This is a genomic window from Lacticaseibacillus kribbianus, from assembly GCF_020180945.1.
GTDB classification, from domain to species: Bacteria; Bacillota; Bacilli; order Lactobacillales; family Lactobacillaceae; genus Lacticaseibacillus; species Lacticaseibacillus kribbianus.
Genome location: NZ_JAIPUL010000001.1, coordinates 252,060 through 271,545, shown reverse-complemented (window position 1 = coordinate 271,545; position 19,486 = coordinate 252,060). Strand labels below are relative to the sequence as shown.

Genomic DNA, 19,486 nt, shown 5'->3' with positions numbered 1-19,486 from the left:
ATGCGCACCCACCGCCTGGCCGCCCGCCCCGACGGCTTCGGTCCGCCGACCATTTTTATCAAATTCTTACGCCGCGCCCGTACCACCCCTCCCGTGTCGCGACCGCCGGCCGCCGCGCCGCGCCCTAGGCCACCCGGACCAGAGCGGGCCCGCGCCAGACGGTGGTTCATCCCGGTAACCGTGAGTGGTATAATGACGGGTAACTTTGCGACCAACACGAAGGTGGGAACAACTTGAAAACCGGATTCAAACATCAGTGGGCACACTTCCGCGGCGACGCGGCGCCCAAACCCAAGAAGGCGCGGCCCGAGCCGCTGCCGAAGTTATCGAAGACAACCTGGCCCCTTTACGTCGAGGTGGCCCTTCAGACCCTGCGCTCGCTTCTTTACTACGCCATCGGCACCGTGATCGTGCTCGGCGCGCTCGGCGTCGGCATCCTCGGCGGCTACTTCGCCGAGATCATCCACGAGACCAGCGTCCCGACCAAGGCGGCGATGACCCGCACCCTGGACAACGTGGACAAGGCGACGTCTCTGTACTTCGCCGACAACGTGTCTTTGGGCCACATGAAAAACGACCTGCTGCGCGAAACCGTCGACCTGGACGGCATCTCGCCGTGGCTGCAAAAGGCGCTTGTCGCCACCGAGGACGAAGACTTCTACGAAAACCCCGGCGTCGTGCCCAAGGCGCTGGTCCGCGCCGTTTTCTCCGACCTCACGGGGCTTGGCAGCCAAACCGGCGGGTCGACTTTGACCCAGCAGGTGGTCAAGCTCCAGTTCCTGAGCTCGGAGACCACGTTCAAGCGCAAGGCCGTCGAGATCATGTACGCCCTGCGGCTGAACCACTACTACCCCAAGGAAAAAATCCTTGAGACCTACCTGAACATCGCCACGCTGGGCCGCAACAACAAGGGCCAAAACATTGCGGGCGTCGAGACGGCGGCCAAGGGCCTGTTCGGCAAGCACGCCAAGGACCTGAACCTCGCGCAGTCGGCCTTCATCGCCGGCCTGCCGCAGAGCCCGTCCGTGTACACGCCCTACACCATCACCGGGGCGCTGAAGCCCAAGGCCCAGCTGGACCTCGGCCTCAACCGGCAGAAGACCGTGCTGTTTCGGATGTACCGCGCCGGGATCATCTCCCAAAAGGAGTACCAAGACGCCAAGGCTTACGACCTCAAGGCGGACTTCCTGCCGCGCGAAAGCGCCAATGCGGCCAACCAGAAGTACAGCTACGTCTACAACCTGGTGACCACAGAGGCCACCCAGGTGCTGGCGGAGCAGCTGGCCAAAAAAGACGGCCACAGCAAGGTGCAGCTCGAGAAGAACTCGGCGCTTCAAAACCAGTACGAGACCGACGCCAAGTCGCTTTTGGCCACCAAGGGCTACTCGGTGCACAGCACCATCAACAAGCGGGCCTACGACGCCATGCAGACGGTGGTCGCCCAAAACAAGGGCGCGCTCGGTCAGACCTACACGTCACGCACCACCGATTCCGTGACCGGCAAGTCCACGACCACCACCGAGCCGGTGCAGACCGGCGCCGTGCTTTTGAACAACGAGACCGGCGCGATTGTCAGCTTCGTCGGCGGCACCCAGGGCGAGGTCAACCACGCGATGGACACCAAGCGCTCCCCCGGCAGTTCCATCAAGCCGACCTTAGTGTACGGCCCGGCGATTGAAAACAAGATCATCGGCTCCGGCACCATGCTGGCCGACTTCCCGCACGACTTCGGCGGCTACTCGGTCACCGATTACGGCGGCGTGGTCCAAAACAAGTTCGTCAGCGCGACCACCGCGCTGAAGTTTTCCTATAATATTCCAACCGTTCAACTGTACGCGCGCCTGCGCCAAAGCGTGAACGTGAAGCGCTACATGACCGAAAACGGCATCGACACCCTGACCGCCAACGACTACGGCCAGCTGGGCCTGGCGCTGGGCGGCACCGACTACGGCGTGACCGTGCGCCAGGCCGCCGGGGCCTTCGCCACGTTCGAGCGCGGCGGCACCCACGTCGACCCCTACGTCATCGACAAGATCGTCGACCCGCTGGGCAACGTCGTCTACAAGCACAAGGTCAAGTCCAACCGCGTCTTCTCCCAGGCCACCAGCTACATCATGCAGCAGATGCTCCACCAGGTCATCGCGTCCGGGACCGCGGCCACCGTACCGTACCTGATGAGCTTCGACACCTCGAGCATGATCGGCAAGACCGGGACCTCCAACGATTACAAGGACGTCTGGTTCCTCGCCTCGACCCCCGGCATGACCATGGCCAGCTGGATGGGCTACGACAACAACGCGGGCGCCAACCACACCCTGAGCTCGGAAGGCTCCGTCATCAACCAGCGCCTCTGGGCCAAGCTGGTCAACGCCGCCTACCGCGTGATGCCGGGCAAGTTCGAGCTGAGCCGGCAGATGCAGCGCCCCGACGGCGTCAAGTCCGTCGCGGTGAACGAGGAAACCGGCCAAAAAGCCGGCAGCGTGCTCTACAACGGCTCAAGCTTCACCGTGGGCAGCGAGACGGCGACCAGCCTCTACAACAACTGGACGCCTAGCGCCACCGAGGCGAAGTTCGGCATCGGCGGCACCGACGCCAACTACGCGCTGTTTTGGGAGCACTTCTCGGGCCTGACCAACGGCTACGGCGTCCAGTCCGACGGCAAAAACGAGCCGAAGACCGCCGCCGAGATGCGCCAGTCGACCAAGACCACGACGACCACCACCACCACGACCACAACAGACGATGGTGAGGACGCCGCGGCGGAAGAATCGGACGCAGCCGACGAAGAAGCCACCACCGAGGAGCCGGCTTCATCCAGCAGCACTGAGGCGACGAGCTCAAGCACCGCCGCCGAAAGCGAGACGAAGACGGAGGCCCCGGCCGCCTCGGAGTGACGCCGCCGCACCGTCTGAATAACCGCAAAATGCCCCCGGTTCTCAAACGAGAACCGGGGGCATTCGCGTGCGGTCGATTACATCAGGCTTCGGCCACTGGGGCGGCCTCACGAATCACGATGCGGTCGCCTTCAAGGTCTGCGACCAAGGCCTTGGCGTCCAGGTGATCCAAGTAGTAGTCCGTGACGGTGTCGCGGATGTTGGCCTCAATCACGCGGCGCAGCGGCCGCGCGCCGAGCGCCTCGTCGTAGCCCTTGGTGATCAGCCACTGCTTGGCGGCCGGCGTGACCTCAAGCGTCAGGCCTTTCTTGGCCAGCGTCGCGTTGACGTCGCCGAGCATCAGGTCGACGATGTGCGACAGGTCGTCTCGGGTCAGGTGGCTGAACTCCACGATGCCGTTGAAGCGGTTGAGGAACTCGGGACGGAAGTACGGCGCCAGGCGCGTCATCAGGTCAACGTCCCGATCCTTGTCGCCGGTCAGCGCCTCGCGGCCGAAGCCGGCGTTGGAGGTCGCGATGATCACGGTGTTCTTGAAGTTGACCACGTTGCCCTGGCCATCGGTCAGCCGCCCGTCGTCGAGCACCTGAAGCAAAAGCGTCAGCACCTGCGGGTCGGCCTTTTCGATCTCGTCGAGCAGCACGATTGCGTACGGATCGCGGCGGACGCGCTCGGTCAGCGTGTTGCCGTTGTCCTCGTAACCCACGTAGCCGGCACTGGTGCCGATCAGCTTGGAGACGGCGGTGCGGTCGCTGTACTCGGACATGTCGAGGCGGATGATCGCGTTCTTGTTGCCAAAAAGGTCCTGCGCGAGCTGCTTGGCCAGCTCGGTTTTACCCACGCCGGTCGGGCCGACGAACAGGAAGCTGCCGATCGGCCGGTTGCCCTCGTCGAACCCGGCGCGGTTGCGGCGAATCGCGCGGGCGACCATGTCGACCGCCTCGTCCTGGCCAATCACCTTGCCCTTGAGCCGCTCACCGATGGTCTTCAGGCGCTCGATGTCGCTGGCGCCCATCTGCGCCACCGGAATGCCGGTCAGGCGCTCGACGGACTGCGCGACGTCATCCGGCGTCGCCACCACCGGCTTGCCCGCCGCGTCCTCGGGCTTGGCGAGCGCTTCGTCGACCTCATCCAGCTGCTTCTTGAGCTTGGCGGCCTGCTCGAAGTCCTCGGCCTTGGCCGCGGCGTCCTTCTTGGCGGTCAGGTCCGCCTGCTTCTGCTCTAGGGCCACCCGGTCGACCACCGGGTGCTTGGCCGCCAGGTGCGCGGCGGTCATGTCCAAAAGGTCGATCGCCTTGTCTGGCAGCGTGCGCTGCGGCAGGTACTGCACGGCGTAATCCACGCAGGCCTGAAGCACTGCGTCCGGCAGCTGGACGTGGTGGTGCTGCTCGTACAGCTTGCGCACGCCCTGCAGGATTTTCACGGTGTCCTGGGCGCTTGGCTCGAGCACCGTCACGGCGTTGAAGCGCCGCGCCAGCGCGCTGTCCTTCATGATGGTGTTGCGGTACTCGTCCTGCGTCGTGGCGCCGATCACCGTCAGCTCGCCGCGCGACAGGGCCGGCTTGATGATGTCGGCCAGGCCCTTGCTGCCGGACTCCTCGCCGCCGGTCGCCCCGGCACCCAGGATCTGGTGGATCTCATCGAAGAAGAGGATCACGTTGCCGGCGCTTTTCACTTCCTTGATCAGGTTCTGGATGTTCTCCTCGAAGCTGCCGCGGTACTGGGTGCCGGCCTCCAGGTTCGCTAGGTCGATGGCGATGATCTGCTTGTCCTTGACCGCCGCCGGCACGTTGCCCGCGACGATGGCCTGCGCCAGGCCCTCCACCACCGCGGTTTTGCCGACGCCGGCATCCCCGACCAGAAGCGGGTTGTTCTTGGTCCGGCGGCTGAGGATCTCGGCGGTTTCCTGAATCTCCTTGTCACGCCCGATCACCGGGTCGAGTGTGCCGGCCTTGGCCTCCGCCGTCAGGTTGCGGCCGAGCTTGGCGAGAATCCCGGGCTTGCCCTTGGCCTTCCCGTCCTGCACCGGAATCGCGCCGCCGGTGGGCTGCTGCCCGGCCTGGAGCCGCGCGATTTCCTCCGGCGTCAGCTCGTGGCCGTTGACCACGTAGCGGCGGTTCGGGTTATCGCCCATGCGCCGCATCAAATCGCCGAAAAAGTCGTCCATATCGTTACTGAAAAACGGATCGTTGAATCCTGCCATCGTAATTCCCCCTTATCACCGGCCGCGCCGGCGGTTATCGTTGTTCCTTCATTATTCCGGGTTGCGCCCGCGGCCGGCAAGCAATCTGCCTGACCGCGCGCCGCTCCGGTGTCGTCGAGCTGCGCCCGGCACCGCGGGTGCGACTTGCGACGCCGCGCCGCGTGGCCCCAGTGCGGCCCAAACGTCTCGCCCAGGCAGTCGTCTTGCTTAGTTCGCCGGGCAACGCTTTGGTAAACAAAAAGGCCTCACGCAATGCGACGCCTTACTCAGTCTGATCGGCAGCCTCTGCGCCTTCTTGTCTACATCAATGATGATACCACGTTTTTAGCACTCGGTCAATGAGAGTGCTAATTTTGTGTGCCGCCCTTCCGCCTGCCGCGCTACCCAGCCCGTCTTGCCACACCGGCCGATGTGCACACCGCCTAGGACTTCCGGCTCACAGCAAAACCACCCACCCGAACACGTCGGGTGGGTGGTTGGCTAAGTCTAGTTGATTTCATCCTGGGCCATGGTGTACAGGATGCCGTAAAGCTCGCCGAACAGGTCGCTCGACGCGTTCATGTTCCACTTGAAGGTCACCTGGCGCTTCTCACCACTGAGTGTCAGTGGCAGCGATGAGGCCTGAACCACGAGGTCGGCGTCCTCGTAGTGATCGTGCAAAAGCTCGACGAACGGCTGCTGCTGCAGAAAGCTGACCAGGTCGATGAAGCCCAGCATCACCGGCTCAAGCAGCAGGGCGACCTTCACCTTGCGCTGCGGCTTGGCGAAGCGCTGCACCTGCAGCAAGTTCTCGTACAGCGCCTGGCTCAGCGCGTTCAAGTCCCGCTCGCCCAGCCAGTCCAGCGGCTGCTGGATGGCGACGGCCTCCACCGTCTGGCGCACCAAGGTCTCCAGGTGGGCGTCCGGGCTCGTCAGGGCAATGCGGCGGTTGAACGCGTAGGCGACGCTCGCACCGAGGTCGCGGCCGAACGTCGCGACGCTGGTGACCACCGCCAGCAGGTTGGCCGCAATCATCCCCATCAGGCGGCTGGACAGCTTCTCGGGATCGAGCACTGTGTCCGGCAGCTTGCGCAAAAAGGTGTCGGTGAAGTGGTAAAGCTCCGGGCTGTAGTGGCGAAACGTGGTCAGGGTGCTCGAGATGGCCGGGTCGCTGGCCTCCACGAACAGCGGCAGCAGGTAGTTCAGCTGGTACATCTGCTGGGACTCGTTGAACTGGGTGACCCGGCTCAGCTCGGTGTGCGCGGCAAACAGGTTCGGCACCGGGTAGCTCAGCGCCGCGACGGGCTGGGCGACCGCGTGGCCGTGCGCCAGCCGCAGCGTTGTCACGCTGTTGTAGTAGGCCAGCACCTCGCGGATGACCGGACTTTGGTAGTCGCGCTCGAACGCCGCGCTGATGGTCGTGACCTGATCGAGCGCCGCCTCGCGCGTCGGGGTCGCAAACGGCCACTTGGCCCCATCCGTGGCCAGCCAGTAGACCAGCGTCATGAAAATGCGAATGTTGGCCTCGTCGCCGCTCAGGTGCATTTTCTCGTAGACGATGCGCACCCCCAGCTGCTTGGCCATGTCGCGCAGCGGGCGCAGGTAGCGCAGGCAGGTGACGCGCGAGGCAGCCACGGCGTCGACAAAGGCCTCGAAGTGCGGCAAGTCCTCGGCGAGGACGTGCTGGAGGAACTGGTAAGGCACGCTCTGCTCGATCATGGACATCCGCACGGCGCCCTCGGACAGCGCAAACAGGCGGGCGGTGTCGGCCTCAGGGTCGCCGACCAGCGCGCGCAGCTGATCCAACAGCTGGTTGTAGATGTAGTAAAGCGTCCCGTAGTTGCGCCCCATCAGGTTGGCCACGCGGCGGAGGTTGACCTCGTCGATGCCGGGTGCGCTGCCGGTCAGCTGCTGGTGCACGCGGGTCGCAGCCGGGATCTCGGTGCGCTTCAGCTGCTGAATGGTACGGTACAGGCTGAGCTTCTCCTCAGCACCCTTTTGCAAGAATAAATCGACGGATTGGTCCAAGTTGTTTCCTCCAAGCTGTGCCTCTGGCACGAATCGCTCTCATTATACCGAATTATTGATTTAAGAAACAACACAATTGTTGTTTAATCGCAGGGTGTCGCGTGCCACAGCGCGGCGGCCGGGTGCAAGACGCCGGCCGCCGGTTCGGCCCGCAGCGGTCACCGGCGAGCAAAAAAACGCGCCCGTCTCATGGACAGGCGCGCAGGTGACTCAACCGGACGTTATTTGATCAGCTGAGCAGCACCGCGTCGTCGGCCAGCGCCGTGCCGCTTTGCTCCTTGAAAAGCCGCATCAGGTCTGCAACGGTCAGGCCCTCCTTCTCCGGGCCGCGGAGGTCGACGGCGATGCGGCCGTGGTCCAGCATGATTAGCCGGTTGCCGTAGCGCAGTGCGTCCTGCATGTTGTGCGTGATCATCAGCGTGGTGATGTGCTGGGCCGCCACCAGCTGCTCGGTCAGGGCCATCACGGTGGCGCTGGTCTGCGGGTCAAGCGCGGCGGTGTGCTCGTCGAGCAGCAGCAGCTCCGGCGCCTGCAGCGTCGCCATCAGAAGCGTCACCGCCTGGCGCTGGCCGCCCGACAGCAGGCCGATCTCGGCGGTCAGCCGGTCCTCAAGCCCCAGGCCGAGACTGGCGAGCTTGGTCGCAAACAGCTCGCGGTCGCGCCGCTTGACGCCGCTGGCCCAGAAGTTGCGCCACGTGCCGCGCTTCAGGGCCAAGGACAGGTTCTCCTCGACGGTCAGGCGCGGGGCCGTGCCGGCCTTGGGATCCTGGAAGACCCGGGCAATCAGGCGCGCCCGCTTGGCCACGCCCTGGTAGGTGACGTCCTTGCCCGCGATTTTGACCTGGCCGTGGGTGACCGGAATCGAGCCGGCCACGGAGTTGAGCAGCGTTGACTTGCCGGCGCCGTTGCCGCCGATGATGGCGACGAAATCGCCCTCCTCGAGCGTCAGGTCGATACCCTTGAGCGCGTGGTTCTCGTTGACCGTGCCCTTTTCGAAGAACTGGTGGAGCTGCTTGATCTCTAAGGCTTTCATGCTAATCCTCCTTGGCCATGCGGGCCTTGTTCTCTCGCCGTTCGCGCCACTGCACCAGGCCTTTTTGCAAAAGCGGCAGGGCCAAGAAGACGGCCAGCATCAGCGCGTAGAACAGGCGCAGGGCGTTCGGGTCGACCCCCATGTCCAGCACCCAGGCGATGATCAGGCGGTAGATCACGGCGCCAACGATGATGGTCGCCAGCCGCGCGCCGAAGCTCAGGTTGCGCACCAGGATCTCAGCGATGATGATGGCGGCCAGCGCGATCACCAGGGTGCCGATCCCCATCGAGATGTCCGCGTAGCCGTTGGTCTGGGCCATCAGGCTGCCGCTCAGCGCGATCAGCGCGTTGGACAGCATGTACACGATGATCTTCATCGCGTCGTTGTTGATGCCGTTAGCGGCGCTCATCGCCTGGTTGTCCCCGACCGCCCGCGCGGCCAGGCCCATCTCGGTGTTGAAGAAGTAGACCAAGACCGCAATCACGATCGCGACCACGATGGCACCGACCAGGATAGTGTCCCAGGTGCTGTCGCCGAGGTCGACCAGGGAGAAGACCGTTTTGATATTCGCCAGCAGCGAGACGTTGGCCTGCCCCATGACGAACAGGTTGACGGAGTACAGCCCGGTCATGGTCAAAATCCCGGTCAGCAGGTCGGGAATCTTGAACTTGGTGTGCAAAATCCCGGAGACCAGCCCGGCCAGCGCGCCGCCGAGCGCGCCGAGCAGCGTGGCGACCAGCGGCCCGTGCCCGGTGACCAGCGCGTGGGCGGTGATGGCGGCCCCGAGTGGGAAGCTCCCCTCGGCGGTCATGTCCGCGATGTCCAGGATGCGGAACGTCAGGTACACGCCGATGGCCATGATGGCCCACAGCAGGCCTTGCGAAACGCTTGAGATCAAAATATCCATTGTGAGATTCTCCTTGAGAGCGTGGCCAGCGCGATCGGCGGCTGGCGTGAGTTGCGAAACGATGACGGTGCGGTGTGGGCCGGGATCCGGCGGGGACAGGCCACTGCCTCCACCTACCGCGTGGATTGCGATACCTTTGACGGCGTGCCGCGGTTCGCGCGCCATTGAGATCTGATTCGGCTTGGCTGATGTTGCAAGTGCTCTAGCCGCCTGCCGTGCCGCAGCCCTGCGACGTGCTACTTGGCGGCGTTGGCGGCGTCTTCTGCCGTGATGCCGAACGCCTTCATCATCGCGGGGTTCTCGATGACGGTGACCTTCGCCGGGGTCTCAACCGCGAGCTTGTTGACCTTTTGACCCTTCAGGATCTTGACCGCGAGGCGGCCGGTCTGGCGTCCCAGGTCCTTGTAGTCGATGCCGATGTTGGCAACGCCGCCGTCCTTGACCATCGTGGAGGCCGCCGGCACGACCGGCACCTTCTTGGCCAAAGAGACCTTGCCGACCGTTGCCATCGCCGCGGCGACGGTGTTGTCCGTCGGCGCGTAGATCACGTCGCTGTGGCCGGCCAGAGACTCCATGGCCTGCTGCACGTCGTTGGTCGAGGCCACGGTGCGCTTGGTCACCTTGAGGCCCAGCTTCTTGGCCGCCTTCTCCGCGGCCTTGATCTGAACAATCGAGTTCTGCTCGGCGGCGTTGTAGATCATGCCCACCGTCTTGGCCTTGGGGAACAGGTTGTGCATGTAGCGGATCTGGGCCGGGATGTCGACCAGGTCAACGACCCCGGTGACGTTCTTGTCCGGCGCCTTGAGGTCGGCCACCAGCCCGGCTGCCTTGGGGTCGGTGACGGCGGTGAAGACCATCGGCGTCTTTTGGTCCTCCTTGAGCAGCGCCTGGGCCGCCGGCGTGGCGATCGCCAGGTTGACGTCGTTGCCGTCCTTGGCCAGGCGCTGGCTCATCGTCTTCAGGTTGGCCTGGTCGCCCTGCGCGTTGACGTAATCGATCTCGACCTTCTTGCCCTTGTAGCCGGCCTCAGCCAGCGCCTGGGTGAAGCCCTTGCGCGCGTCGGTCAGGGCGGTCTGGTCGATCAGCTGCAGCACCCCGATGCGGACCGTGCCGTCGGTGGCCTCCGCCCGCTTGCCGCAGGCCCCCAGTACCAGTAGCAGTGCAGCGGCGGCCGCGGTGGCCATAACTTTGTTCATCTTCATAATCTTTCTTCCTCCTGAGTTCGTGGACAAAAAACGGCCAGTCACGGGGCACTTCTCCACGTGGCTGGCCATTGATTTTTTTCGGAAAAAGAAAGGGCCACATGGATTGTGTTAATCCATGTGGCGGTTGATTGCACGCTTAACTGCGCCGGCCTCATGGATGTGAACCGCGGTTCACATCCATTGGGGATGCAAACCGCTATCCGAAGAAAAAGCCGGCGAAAAATTCGCGATTCAGTTGTGTTGGCATTGCTTGTCTCATGGTCAACACTCCTTAGACGTTACCAGTTGTTCTGGTATGAGTACGAGCTTACACTCATAATTTTCTCATGTCAAGGCTGAATATTCGCGCGGCGCTTCGGAAACGGGAGGAAGAACGGAGAAACTTTACTTGGTGGCCGCCTGGGCGTCGGCCTGGGTCAGGCCGAACAGCTTCATGCGGTGGGCGTTGGTGACCAGGGACGTCTTGGCCGGGGACTCGACGGCCAGCGACTTGACTTTCTTGCCCTTGATGATCTTGATCGCCATCTTGGCCGCTTGGCGCCCGAGGTCCTCGTAGTTGATGCCCTGCGTCGCCACGCCGCCGGTCTTGATCATCGTCGCGTCGGCGTTGACCACCGGCACCTTGCTCTTTTCGGAGACCTTGCCGATGGTCGGCATCGCCGCGGCCGCGACGTTATCGGTCGGGATGTAGATGGCGTCCGCCTGCTTGGCCAGGGACTCGACCGCCTGCTGGACGTCGTTGGTCGTCGCCGCGGTCTTGACCACCGCCTTGAGGCCCAGCTTCTTGATCGCCTTTTTCGCCTGGGCGATCTGCACCACGGAGTTCTCCTCGGCCGCGTTGTACAAAAGGCCGATGCGCTTGGCCTTCGGGAAGAGCTTGTGGGTGAAGGCGATCTGGCCGGCGACGTCCACGGCGTCGGTCACGCCGGTCGCGTTCAGGTCGGGGGCGTCGCCGTTTGTGACCAAGCCCGCGGACTTGGGATCCGTGACGGCGGTGAACAGCATCGGCGTCTTTGCGTCCTCCTTTTGCAGCGCCTGGGCCGCCGGCGTCGCGATGGCGAGGTTGACGACATTGCCGTCCTTGGCCAGCTGCTGGCTCATGGACTTCAGGTTGGCCTGGTCGCCCTGGGCGTTGACGTAATCGATCTGGACCTTCTTGCCCTTGTAGCCGGCGGCGGCGAGCTCCTCGGTGAACCCCTTGCGCGCCGCGTTCAGCGCGCTTTGGTCGATCAGCTGCAGGATGCCGATCTTGACGGTGTCCTTGCTTGCGGTGGCCTTCTTGCCGCAGGCGGCGAGGCTCATAACGGCGGCCACGGTGGCCATACTCAACACGATTTTTTTCAGCTTCATGATAATTGCTCCTTCTTTTCCCCAAAATAAAACGGCCACGGGATGATACTCCCCGTGACCGCAGACTTTTCCGGAAAAGAAAGGGCCACATGGAGAGTATTCGCTCATCCACGTGGCCATCGATTGCATGATGAAATGCGACGACCATATGGATGCAAACCTGCGCGCGGTTTGCATCCTCCGATACAAACCGCTATCCGTAATAGCCGTAGTAATACACGTTATTCAGTTGTGTTGTCGTTCGTCTTGTCATCTTCAACACTCCTTGAACTGGTATGCTGACGAGAATACGCGCATTAGAATTAAATGTCAACCCTCAGGCAAAAACTAATTTAGAGGGCGGAGCAGCGCGGGCTTAGCGGGACGGCTGGCCTAGCGCTGGCGATTGAAGCGCACTTTGCTTCAAGTGCCAGTGCGTAGCCAGACGCGCCCGCGTTGCGCAGCGGAGCCCGTTTAGGATAGGCGGAGCAGCGCGGGCTTAGCGGGACGGCTGGCCGCGGGGACACGCGCAATCCCTAAATTACACTTTGCGTCGCACCTCGGTCACCAGCCGCGGCCACCAAAGCGCCAGCAGCCGGTACGCCGCGTACCCCGCCACGCTGCCCAGCGTGTTGAGCAGCAGGTCGTTGACGTCGAACGCCCGGTTGCCCAGGTAGGTCAGGTTCATCGCCAGCTGCAACAGCTCGATGGCAAGGCTTGCCGCGAAGCACGCGGCGAGGTTCGCCCAAAGCCCGGCCAACCGCGGCCAGAGCAGCGCAAGGAAGAAGGCCAGCGGTGCCAGCATGATCAAGTTGCCGCCGATTTGGTCGGCGGTGTAGTCCCACAGCACGCCGAGCGCCAGGTTGACGCCGCCGACCTGGTGACCCAGACCGCGGGCATACACCGGCGCGCCCCATGGAAACAACCGAATGGGAAACAGCGTCACGCGCGCAAGAAGCGCCAAGTACAGCGCAAGAAGCGCCGTGGCCGCAAAGCGCAACGGCTGCAGCCGCCGGCGCCACAGCTGCCAGCCAAGCATCACAAGCACGACCGCACCGCCCACCATCAGCCAGAAAAAGTGCCCCGGTACCAGCGCGGCCGGCGCGAGAAACGTCTGGCCGTTGTCCATCTGAATCGGCATGCGCCCTTCCTCCTACCGGTTGCGGTAAACCTCGGTGAAGTCGCGGCCGTTGGCGGTGATCAGCTTGGTCACCGTCGCGTTTTGCAAGATGCGGGACTCACGCGCCTCAGCCAGCGGGCGGCCCAGCAGCGTGTTGAGCAGCAGCAGGAACACGATGCCGTGCCCCACCACCAGGATGCGGCCGGCCGGGTGCGCGGCAAAGGCGGTGTCGATCACCGTGCGGGTTCGGCGCTCGACCGCCGCGTAGTGCTCGGCGTGGATGCGGTCGGCGATGGTCGCGTCAAAGGCCAGCGGGTCATGGGAGTAGGTGGCGATGGCCTCTGGTGCATTCAGCTCCTCAACCGTGCGGCCGTCCCAGTCGCCGAGGATCATCTCGCGCAGTGCGTTGACCGGCTGGACCGGCGTCGTCTTGGCGTAGGCGTTGGCGGCCATGATCAGGTCCGTCGTCGCCATCGCCCGCGGCATGCTGGAGGACAGCACCTGCGTGAAGTGGTGCTGCGCCAGCCGCGCGCCGACCGCCTGAGCCCCCGCGACACCCACCGCCGTCAGCGGACCGTTGGACAGCCCCCCGTTGAACTGGTGGGCCTGATTGACCGTGGTTTCCCCGTGCCGCACAAAGTAGAATTCCGTCATGTTGTTCCCCTTTTCCAAAAAGCGGCGGCCCAGTCGGCCGCCGCGAACATTATAGCATCAGACCGGGCGCTCGTCGCCCCGACCGAAGTACTGGTGGCCCGGCAAAAGTCGCCCGCCCAAAAGCTCACTGACCGTCACGAAGCGGTAGCCTTGGCCCCGCAGCGCCCGAATCACGTTGGGCAGCGCCTGGGCCGTGGCCGGCTGGATGTCGTGCATCAGCACGATGCCGCCGGCGTAGGCCGTGCCCTTGACCCGGTTCAGGATCGCACCGGCGTTCTTGGACTCCCAGTCCTGCGAGTCGGTGGTCCACTGAATCGCCGGCAGGTCCTCTGCGGCGGCCAGCTGCTTGCCGATTGCCCCGTACGGCGGGCGCAGCAGCGTCGGCAGCGTGCCGAAGGTCTGGTAGTAGGTCTGGGCCATTTTGCCGTAGACCTGCTCAAGCCCCGCGGCCACGCTCAGCCCCGGCAGGTACTGGTGGTCGTAGGTATGGATGCCGATTTCGTTGCCGCTGGCCGCCACGGCGCGCGCCGTGGCCGGGTAGTCGTGGATGCCGGAGCCCAGCATGAAAAACGTCGCCTTGACCCCGGCCGTCTTCAGCGCCGCCAGAATCTGGGGCGTCAGCGTGGGGTTGGGCCCATCGTCGAAGGTCAGCGCAATCACCTTGCCGGGCAGCTCAACGCCCCGCCCGCCCTTGAGGAAGCGGTCGACCTTGGCCAGCGGCACCGCGGCAACCGGCTTTTGGGCCTGGTCGGTGATGGTCAACGTCGTCGCACTCAGGCGAAAGTTGCCCGCGTCGAGGTTGGCCAAAAGCGGCGCCTGCAGCACCCGCTGCAGCCCGGCGGCGTCGAGGTGCAAGCCGTTGGCCATCACCTGGCGCGCCTGGTAGTTGATCGCGCGGCGCGCCGGGTCGGTGTCGACCAGCTGCCGCAGCGTCGCGGGCTGCCCGGTCGCCTGAATCACCGTCGCAAGGTCGGCCGCCTTGGCGCTAACCTGGTGCAGCCGGTAGTCGACTACCCCGTACGCGGTGCTGGCCACGTCCAGGCTGGCTAGGCCGTACGGCACCCCGTGCAGCGCCACGGTCACCACTGCAGTTTTGGCGGTCGCGCCCTTCGGCAGGGCGTCAAGCGCCGCCTGGGCCTTTTGCGCGACCGCCGGCGCCGGCTGGGTCACGTCGCCCGGCAGCCGGTAGATCACGCGGCCGCCCTTGAGCTTGGCCGCAACGATTTCGCCGGACCAGCCGGCCTTGGCCGCCTTGAGCTTGGCCGCCAGCTGGCGCGAGGCCACCGCGTGGTCGTGGCGCTGCTTGAGCCACCAGCCGCCCCCGGCCGCAGCCCCTGCAATTAAGATAACGAATAAGGCGACCACCCAGCCCAGGTGACGTCGGCTGCTGCGATGTCTGGCTTGTCTCATGTCACTTCTCCAATCCGGGCCCATCCGCCCAAAACAACTCCTTCCCTAAGTATACAGGAATTGGTCGACGCAAACATAACGTTGCTGTAAGACCTGATTAAGATTTGGTGAAAGTGCCCGAACCGCACCGCCGTGACGGGCCGCGGCAGCGCGCGATTGCCCGACTGGCGCCGCGGAACCGTCCCGTCGTCGCGTCTTTCGGCAACCAAAAACGGCCGCGCCACCCGGGCCCGACCGTTGATAAAATCACAAAAGTTAACTTAGGCGCGCTTTTGGTACGTGCCGTTCATGGTGTTGATGATCAGCTTCTCGCCGTTTTGGATGAAGTCCGGCACGTTGACCACCAGGCCGGTCTCAAGCGTCGCCGGCTTGCCGCCGCCGGTCACGGAACCGCCCTTGATGGACGGCTGGGTGTCGGTGACCGTCAGCTCGACGGTGGTCGGCAGGGTGACGCCGATCACTTCGCTGCCGTAGAACTCGATGTTGACCTGGGTGTTTTCCAGCAGGTACTTGAGCTCCTCTTCGATGCTGTCGGTTGGCAGCTCGTACTGCTCGTAGGTTTCAAGGTCCATGAAGTAGGCCAGGGTGTCCTGGGTGTAAAGGTACTGGGCCGGCTTGGTCTCGAGCACGGCCAGCTCGATCTTCTCGCTCGGGCGCTTGGTGGTCTGCACGGTGCTGCCGGCGCGCACGTCGTACAGCTTCAGCTGCATCAGGGTGTTGCCCTTGCCCGGCTTGTGGTGATTGGATTCAAGCACCTTGATCAGCTTACCGTCTTCAACGAATGTCATGCCTGCACGTAAATCAACTGCTTCGGTCATTGGAATACTCCTTCTTGTGAGTGAGCCGCCGCGCGGCTCGAGGGCACCCGCTATCCGCGGGTGAAAGCGTCATTCAGCACGCCGCACTGGCGGCGGCAGTGGCATCACCAGGGCGTGGCCCAGTCCGCTGAAAAAAATGAACATGGCTGGCCCCTCCCTTCGTGCCAATCGGCGAACGTCTCTTGGTCATTCTACCGTAAAGGCGCGGCCTTGACTAGCCGCGATTGCAACCGCGGGCGGCGCGCCACGCCCAAAGCCGTCGGTCCAGCCCGCAGCCCCCGGTCCTCGTTGCGTCGCGTGCGGTGGCCCCACCGCTTCCAGAGCCTTGTCGCGCCGCAATCCGGGTTATTTTTCACCCCATCTGCGGCACGGACAGTGATGGTTACGCCAACAATTGATTATTTTAACAAATAGACACACTTTGTCCACGTATCGGGTAAAATAAAGTTAGCAGAAGTTCCGTCTAATGATGTGTCTCGGGAGTCAGGGGGAATGTTCGATGGCCAACAGCGCTTACCGTCAGGTCTACATCTTGTTGCACCTGCTTCGTCACGTGCCGCTGAACAAGCAGCAGCTCGCCAAGCACTTCGGGGTGACCGAGCGCTCGATTCAGCGCGACATCAGCCAGCTCAACGCCCTGTTCGACCACGAGGAGGTGGCCTACGCGGCGCAGTACAACCAGCGCACGCACGCCTTCGAGCTGAACTCCGGCGAAAGCGAGCTGAACTCCGCGCAGGTCGTCGTGCTGGTCAAAATCCTTCTGGCCAGCCGCGCCCTGAACGCCGATGAAGCCAAGGCACTGATCGCCAACCTCGTGCAGACCGCGCTGCCCAGCGAGCGCCGCGTGATCAACCGGGTGATCCAAAACGAGGTGTTCAACTACCTGCCGCTGCACCACGACCGGCCGCTGACCGGGCTGGTCTGGCAGTTCAGCCTAATCATCACGCGCGGCCAGTCCGTCACCCTCAGCTACCGCTCCCGCAACGACAAGGCCTCGCAGGTGGTGGTCGCACCCAAGGCGATTCTTTTTTCCGAGCACTACTTCTACCTGATTGCCGTCGCCGAATCGGGCGAGCGCTTCTACCGCTTCGACCGGATCCAGGACTACAAGCTGCGGCCGGAGGACGGGCAGCCCAACGGCTACGCGGGACGCTACCCGGAGGGCGAGCTGCGGCGCTACCTGCCAATCATGGCTGCCGGGCCGCGGGTGACGGTCACCTTCGACTTCTGGGGCCGGCCCGACGCGGCGCTGGACTGGCTGCCCACCGCCACCCTGATCGATCAAGACGAGCCGGCGGGCAGGGTCACCGTTCAGGCCACCGTGTACGCCGAGGCCTTCAAGGCGTGGCTTTTGAGCCAGGGCAACATGGCCCACCTGCTGACGCCGCCGGACCTAGTCGCCGAAGTGAGCCGCACCGTCCTTGAGATGGCCGCCCTTTACCAGGGCACACTGGTCGGCCGACCACATTTTGACATCTGAGCCACAGGGCGTCGGGCGACCGGCGCCTTTTTGGCGGGGAATAATTTGGAAACGATTTCTTAAGATTTTGTCACACCTGCGCCGGGCCGGGCCAAAAGTGCTACGCTTAGGTTTCTATATCCACACCGGAAGGATCTGACCACATGAGAATCGCCGCATTCGGCGTTCGCGAGGCCGAACGTCCCTACTTCGCCCATTGGGCCAAGGCGACGGGAGACCAGCTGGCGCTGCACTCGGAGCTCCTGACGCCCACCACCGTCAGCCTGGCCGCAGGCGCCCAGGCCATCACCTGTTTCCAGACCGTGCCGTACGCCCCCGGCGTCTTCGCCGGCATGGCCGCCTTGAACCTGCACTACCTCGCCCTGCGCAACACCGGCACGGACAACGTGGACTTCGCAGCCGCCAAGCGCCACGGCGTCCACGTCTCCAACGTTCCGGCCTACTCGCCCGCGGCCATCGCCGAGTTCGCCATCGCGGACATGCTCTACCTGCTGCGCCACACCGGCGCGGTGCAGGCGGACCTGCACCGGGGTGACTACCCCGCCGCGGCGCTGCACCTCGGCCGCGAGCTCAACGCCTGCACGGTCGGCGTGGTCGGCACCGGCCGCATCGGCCGGGCGCTGATCCGCCTGCTCAACGGCTTCGGCGCCACCGTGCTGACCACGGACACGCACCGCCAGCCGATCGCCGGCCTGCGCTACACCGCGGTCCCCCTGCCCGAGCTTTTGGCTCAAAGCGACATCGTGACCCTGCACATCCCCGGCACCCCGGAGAACACCCACCTGATCGACACCAACGCCCTAGCGCGCATGCGCCGAGGCGCCCTGTTGATCAACACCGGGCGGCCCAACCTCGTCGACACCCGCGCGCTGATTGCCGCGCTGCAAAGCGGCCACATCGGCGGCGCCGGTATCGACACCTACGAGAACGAAACCGCCGACCTGCTGGCGCTCGACCGCCGCGGCCACTTCAACGACCCGCAGTGGCAGGCGCTGTTGGCCCAGCCCAACGTGGTGCTGTCGCCGCACATCGCCTACTACACCGCCACCGCGGTGCAAAACATGGTGGAAACCGCGCTGACTTGCCTGCACGACTTCGTGCAGACCAACGAAAGCGCGCTGGAGGTGGCCGGGCAGTGACCCCGTCCACGACGAAACACCCCCTGCACGCCTGTGCAGGGGGTGTTTCGTGTGGCGGATTAGCGCCTGGTCAGCGTGACGACGTCGAGGTCAGCGGCGACCAGCCGGTACTCGGTCAGTATCGCGGCCAGCGCGGTTGGGCCCCAGCCGCGCATCAGGACGTAGCGCCACAGCGGACCGACGCCGTTTTGCGCCAGCAGCCGGCCAATCTGGTCCGGCGTGCAGCCGGCCGGGCTCATGCCGCCCTGAACGCCGACCAGCACGCTCAGCTCGGGCAGCGCCCGGGCGTCGCACTCAAGCCGCGCGGGATGCGAATCCAGTGCCGTCAGCACCGCCTCGCGCGTCGTTACCACTGTCTCCACCTGGACCATCTGCACCCCCGCCTTTCGCCTTTTGACTTATGGTATCAAAGGCTGGGGCAGGGCTCATCGGCCGCGGGTATGAGATTAGCTCGGCTCTTAGTCCCCGTGCGCGGCGTACCACGCGCTCAGCCGCTCCTGGTTGGCGGTGTCGTAGGTGTGGATGCGCCCGGTCGTCAGCTGGTCCAAGTACAGCTCGAGGTACGGCAGGCCCGCGCTTTTGGCCAGCGCGATCTCTTGGGTCACGTCGTAGTCGACCTTGCGCAGCTCGAGCGCGTCGATCATCCCGGCGGCGACGGTCACCAGGGCGTACTGGGCGCGGTGGTCGAACGGGTGGTGCGGCCAGTTGAACACCGGCATGCCCACGGTGCCCGGGTTGAGCACCAGCTGCTCGGCGGTGGTGTAGCGGATGATCTGGTGGTGGGTGTGGCCGTAAAGTGCGAGGTCCACCCCGGCCGGCACCAGCGCGTCGAAGTTCGCTTGCGGACCGGCGGGCACCAGACCCTGCCCGTAGTTCTTGGCCGGCTGGTTGTGCGACAGGGAAAACCGCAGGCCGCCGAGGGTCAGCTGGCGACGCATCGGCAAGTCGCGCACCTGGGCGCGCAGCGCGGTCGTCAGCCGCGCCGCCGTGAAGCGCGCCAGCCGCGTGAAGTAGACGTGCTTGGCGGTGTCTTGGTAGTGGTCGGTCAGCCCGCGCCCGAAAATGTCCTCCCAGTTGCCGCGCACCGCGTAGTGCACGTGGTAGGCCTCAAGCAGCGCAAACAGGTCCGCCGCGCCGGGTCCCGGCATCAGCAGGTCGCCGAGCAGCCAGTAATCCGTGGCGCCGTGCGCCTTTGCGTCCGCCAGCACCGCGGAAAGTGCCGTTCGATTGCCGTGGACATCCGAGATCACCGCCAGTTTTGCCATTGTTTCCTCCAATCACTTATCTCAA

The 19,486-nt window shown here is 64.4% G+C and carries 15 protein-coding genes; 3 read left to right on the top strand and 12 right to left on the bottom strand.

Features of this window, described 5'->3' with window-relative positions; all coding sequences use genetic code 11:
* The first annotated feature begins 233 nt into the window (after positions 1-233).
* A complete protein-coding gene (locus tag LE416_RS01325) occupies positions 234-2,894 on the top strand; it encodes a transglycosylase domain-containing protein (RefSeq protein ID WP_225046697.1) in 2,661 nt (886 codons plus the stop codon).
* Between the two features lie 82 nt (positions 2,895-2,976).
* Here the strand turns inward: LE416_RS01325 and LE416_RS01320 are convergent, their stop codons facing one another.
* From LE416_RS01320 to efp, 10 genes are all read right to left on the bottom strand, one after another.
* Positions 2,977-5,094, bottom strand: a complete 2,118-nt coding sequence (locus tag LE416_RS01320; protein WP_225046696.1) for an AAA family ATPase — start codon at positions 5,092-5,094, stop codon at positions 2,977-2,979.
* A gap of 486 nt (positions 5,095-5,580) precedes the next feature.
* Positions 5,581-7,101 carry a helix-turn-helix domain-containing protein gene (locus tag LE416_RS01315; protein WP_225046695.1) on the bottom strand — a complete coding sequence of 507 codons (1,521 nt, stop codon included), beginning with the start codon at positions 7,099-7,101 and terminating at the stop codon, positions 5,581-5,583.
* Positions 7,102-7,330: 229 nt separating this feature from the next.
* Positions 7,331-8,134, bottom strand: coding sequence for an ABC transporter ATP-binding protein (locus LE416_RS01310; protein WP_225046694.1), 804 nt, complete (start codon positions 8,132-8,134; stop codon positions 7,331-7,333).
* Between the two features lies 1 nt (position 8,135).
* Positions 8,136-9,041 carry an ABC transporter permease gene (locus LE416_RS01305; RefSeq protein WP_225046693.1) on the bottom strand — a complete coding sequence of 302 codons (906 nt, stop codon included), beginning with the start codon at positions 9,039-9,041 and terminating at the stop codon, positions 8,136-8,138.
* Positions 9,042-9,277: 236 nt separating this feature from the next.
* Positions 9,278-10,243 (bottom strand): ABC transporter substrate-binding protein, encoded by a 966-nt coding sequence (locus LE416_RS01300; RefSeq protein ID WP_225046692.1) that lies wholly within the window; start codon positions 10,241-10,243, stop codon positions 9,278-9,280.
* 387 nt (positions 10,244-10,630) lie between these two features.
* Positions 10,631-11,596: an ABC transporter substrate-binding protein gene (locus LE416_RS01295; protein WP_225046691.1), complete on the bottom strand. Its 966-nt coding sequence runs from the start codon at positions 11,594-11,596 to the stop codon at positions 10,631-10,633.
* Positions 11,597-12,116: 520 nt separating this feature from the next.
* On the bottom strand, positions 12,117-12,716 hold the full coding sequence (locus LE416_RS01290; protein WP_225046690.1) for a VanZ family protein: 600 nt from the start codon (positions 12,714-12,716) through the stop codon (positions 12,117-12,119).
* A gap of 12 nt (positions 12,717-12,728) precedes the next feature.
* Positions 12,729-13,349, bottom strand: coding sequence for a histidine phosphatase family protein (locus LE416_RS01285; RefSeq protein WP_225046689.1), 621 nt, complete (start codon positions 13,347-13,349; stop codon positions 12,729-12,731).
* A 57-nt stretch (positions 13,350-13,406) separates the two neighbouring features.
* Positions 13,407-14,759: a polysaccharide deacetylase family protein gene (locus LE416_RS01280; RefSeq protein ID WP_225046688.1), complete on the bottom strand. Its 1,353-nt coding sequence runs from the start codon at positions 14,757-14,759 to the stop codon at positions 13,407-13,409.
* Positions 14,760-15,019: 260 nt separating this feature from the next.
* Complete coding sequence (gene efp, locus LE416_RS01275; protein WP_225046687.1) at positions 15,020-15,577, bottom strand: elongation factor P; 558 nt, start codon at positions 15,575-15,577, stop codon at positions 15,020-15,022.
* A 499-nt stretch (positions 15,578-16,076) separates the two neighbouring features.
* Here efp and LE416_RS01270 point away from each other — a divergent pair, with 499 nt between their 5' ends.
* Positions 16,077-17,057 (top strand): helix-turn-helix transcriptional regulator, encoded by a 981-nt coding sequence (locus tag LE416_RS01270; protein ID WP_225046686.1) that lies wholly within the window; start codon positions 16,077-16,079, stop codon positions 17,055-17,057.
* A gap of 143 nt (positions 17,058-17,200) precedes the next feature.
* On the top strand, positions 17,201-18,196 hold the full coding sequence (locus LE416_RS01265; RefSeq protein ID WP_225046685.1) for an NAD(P)-dependent oxidoreductase: 996 nt from the start codon (positions 17,201-17,203) through the stop codon (positions 18,194-18,196).
* A 59-nt stretch (positions 18,197-18,255) separates the two neighbouring features.
* Here LE416_RS01265 and LE416_RS01260 read toward each other — a convergent pair whose 3' ends face one another.
* Both LE416_RS01260 and LE416_RS01255 read right to left on the bottom strand, forming a co-directional pair.
* Positions 18,256-18,549 carry a hypothetical protein gene (locus LE416_RS01260; protein ID WP_225046684.1) on the bottom strand — a complete coding sequence of 98 codons (294 nt, stop codon included), beginning with the start codon at positions 18,547-18,549 and terminating at the stop codon, positions 18,256-18,258.
* A 105-nt stretch (positions 18,550-18,654) separates the two neighbouring features.
* On the bottom strand, positions 18,655-19,461 hold the full coding sequence (locus LE416_RS01255; protein ID WP_225046683.1) for a metallophosphoesterase family protein: 807 nt from the start codon (positions 19,459-19,461) through the stop codon (positions 18,655-18,657).
* Positions 19,462-19,486 lie beyond the last annotated feature (25 nt).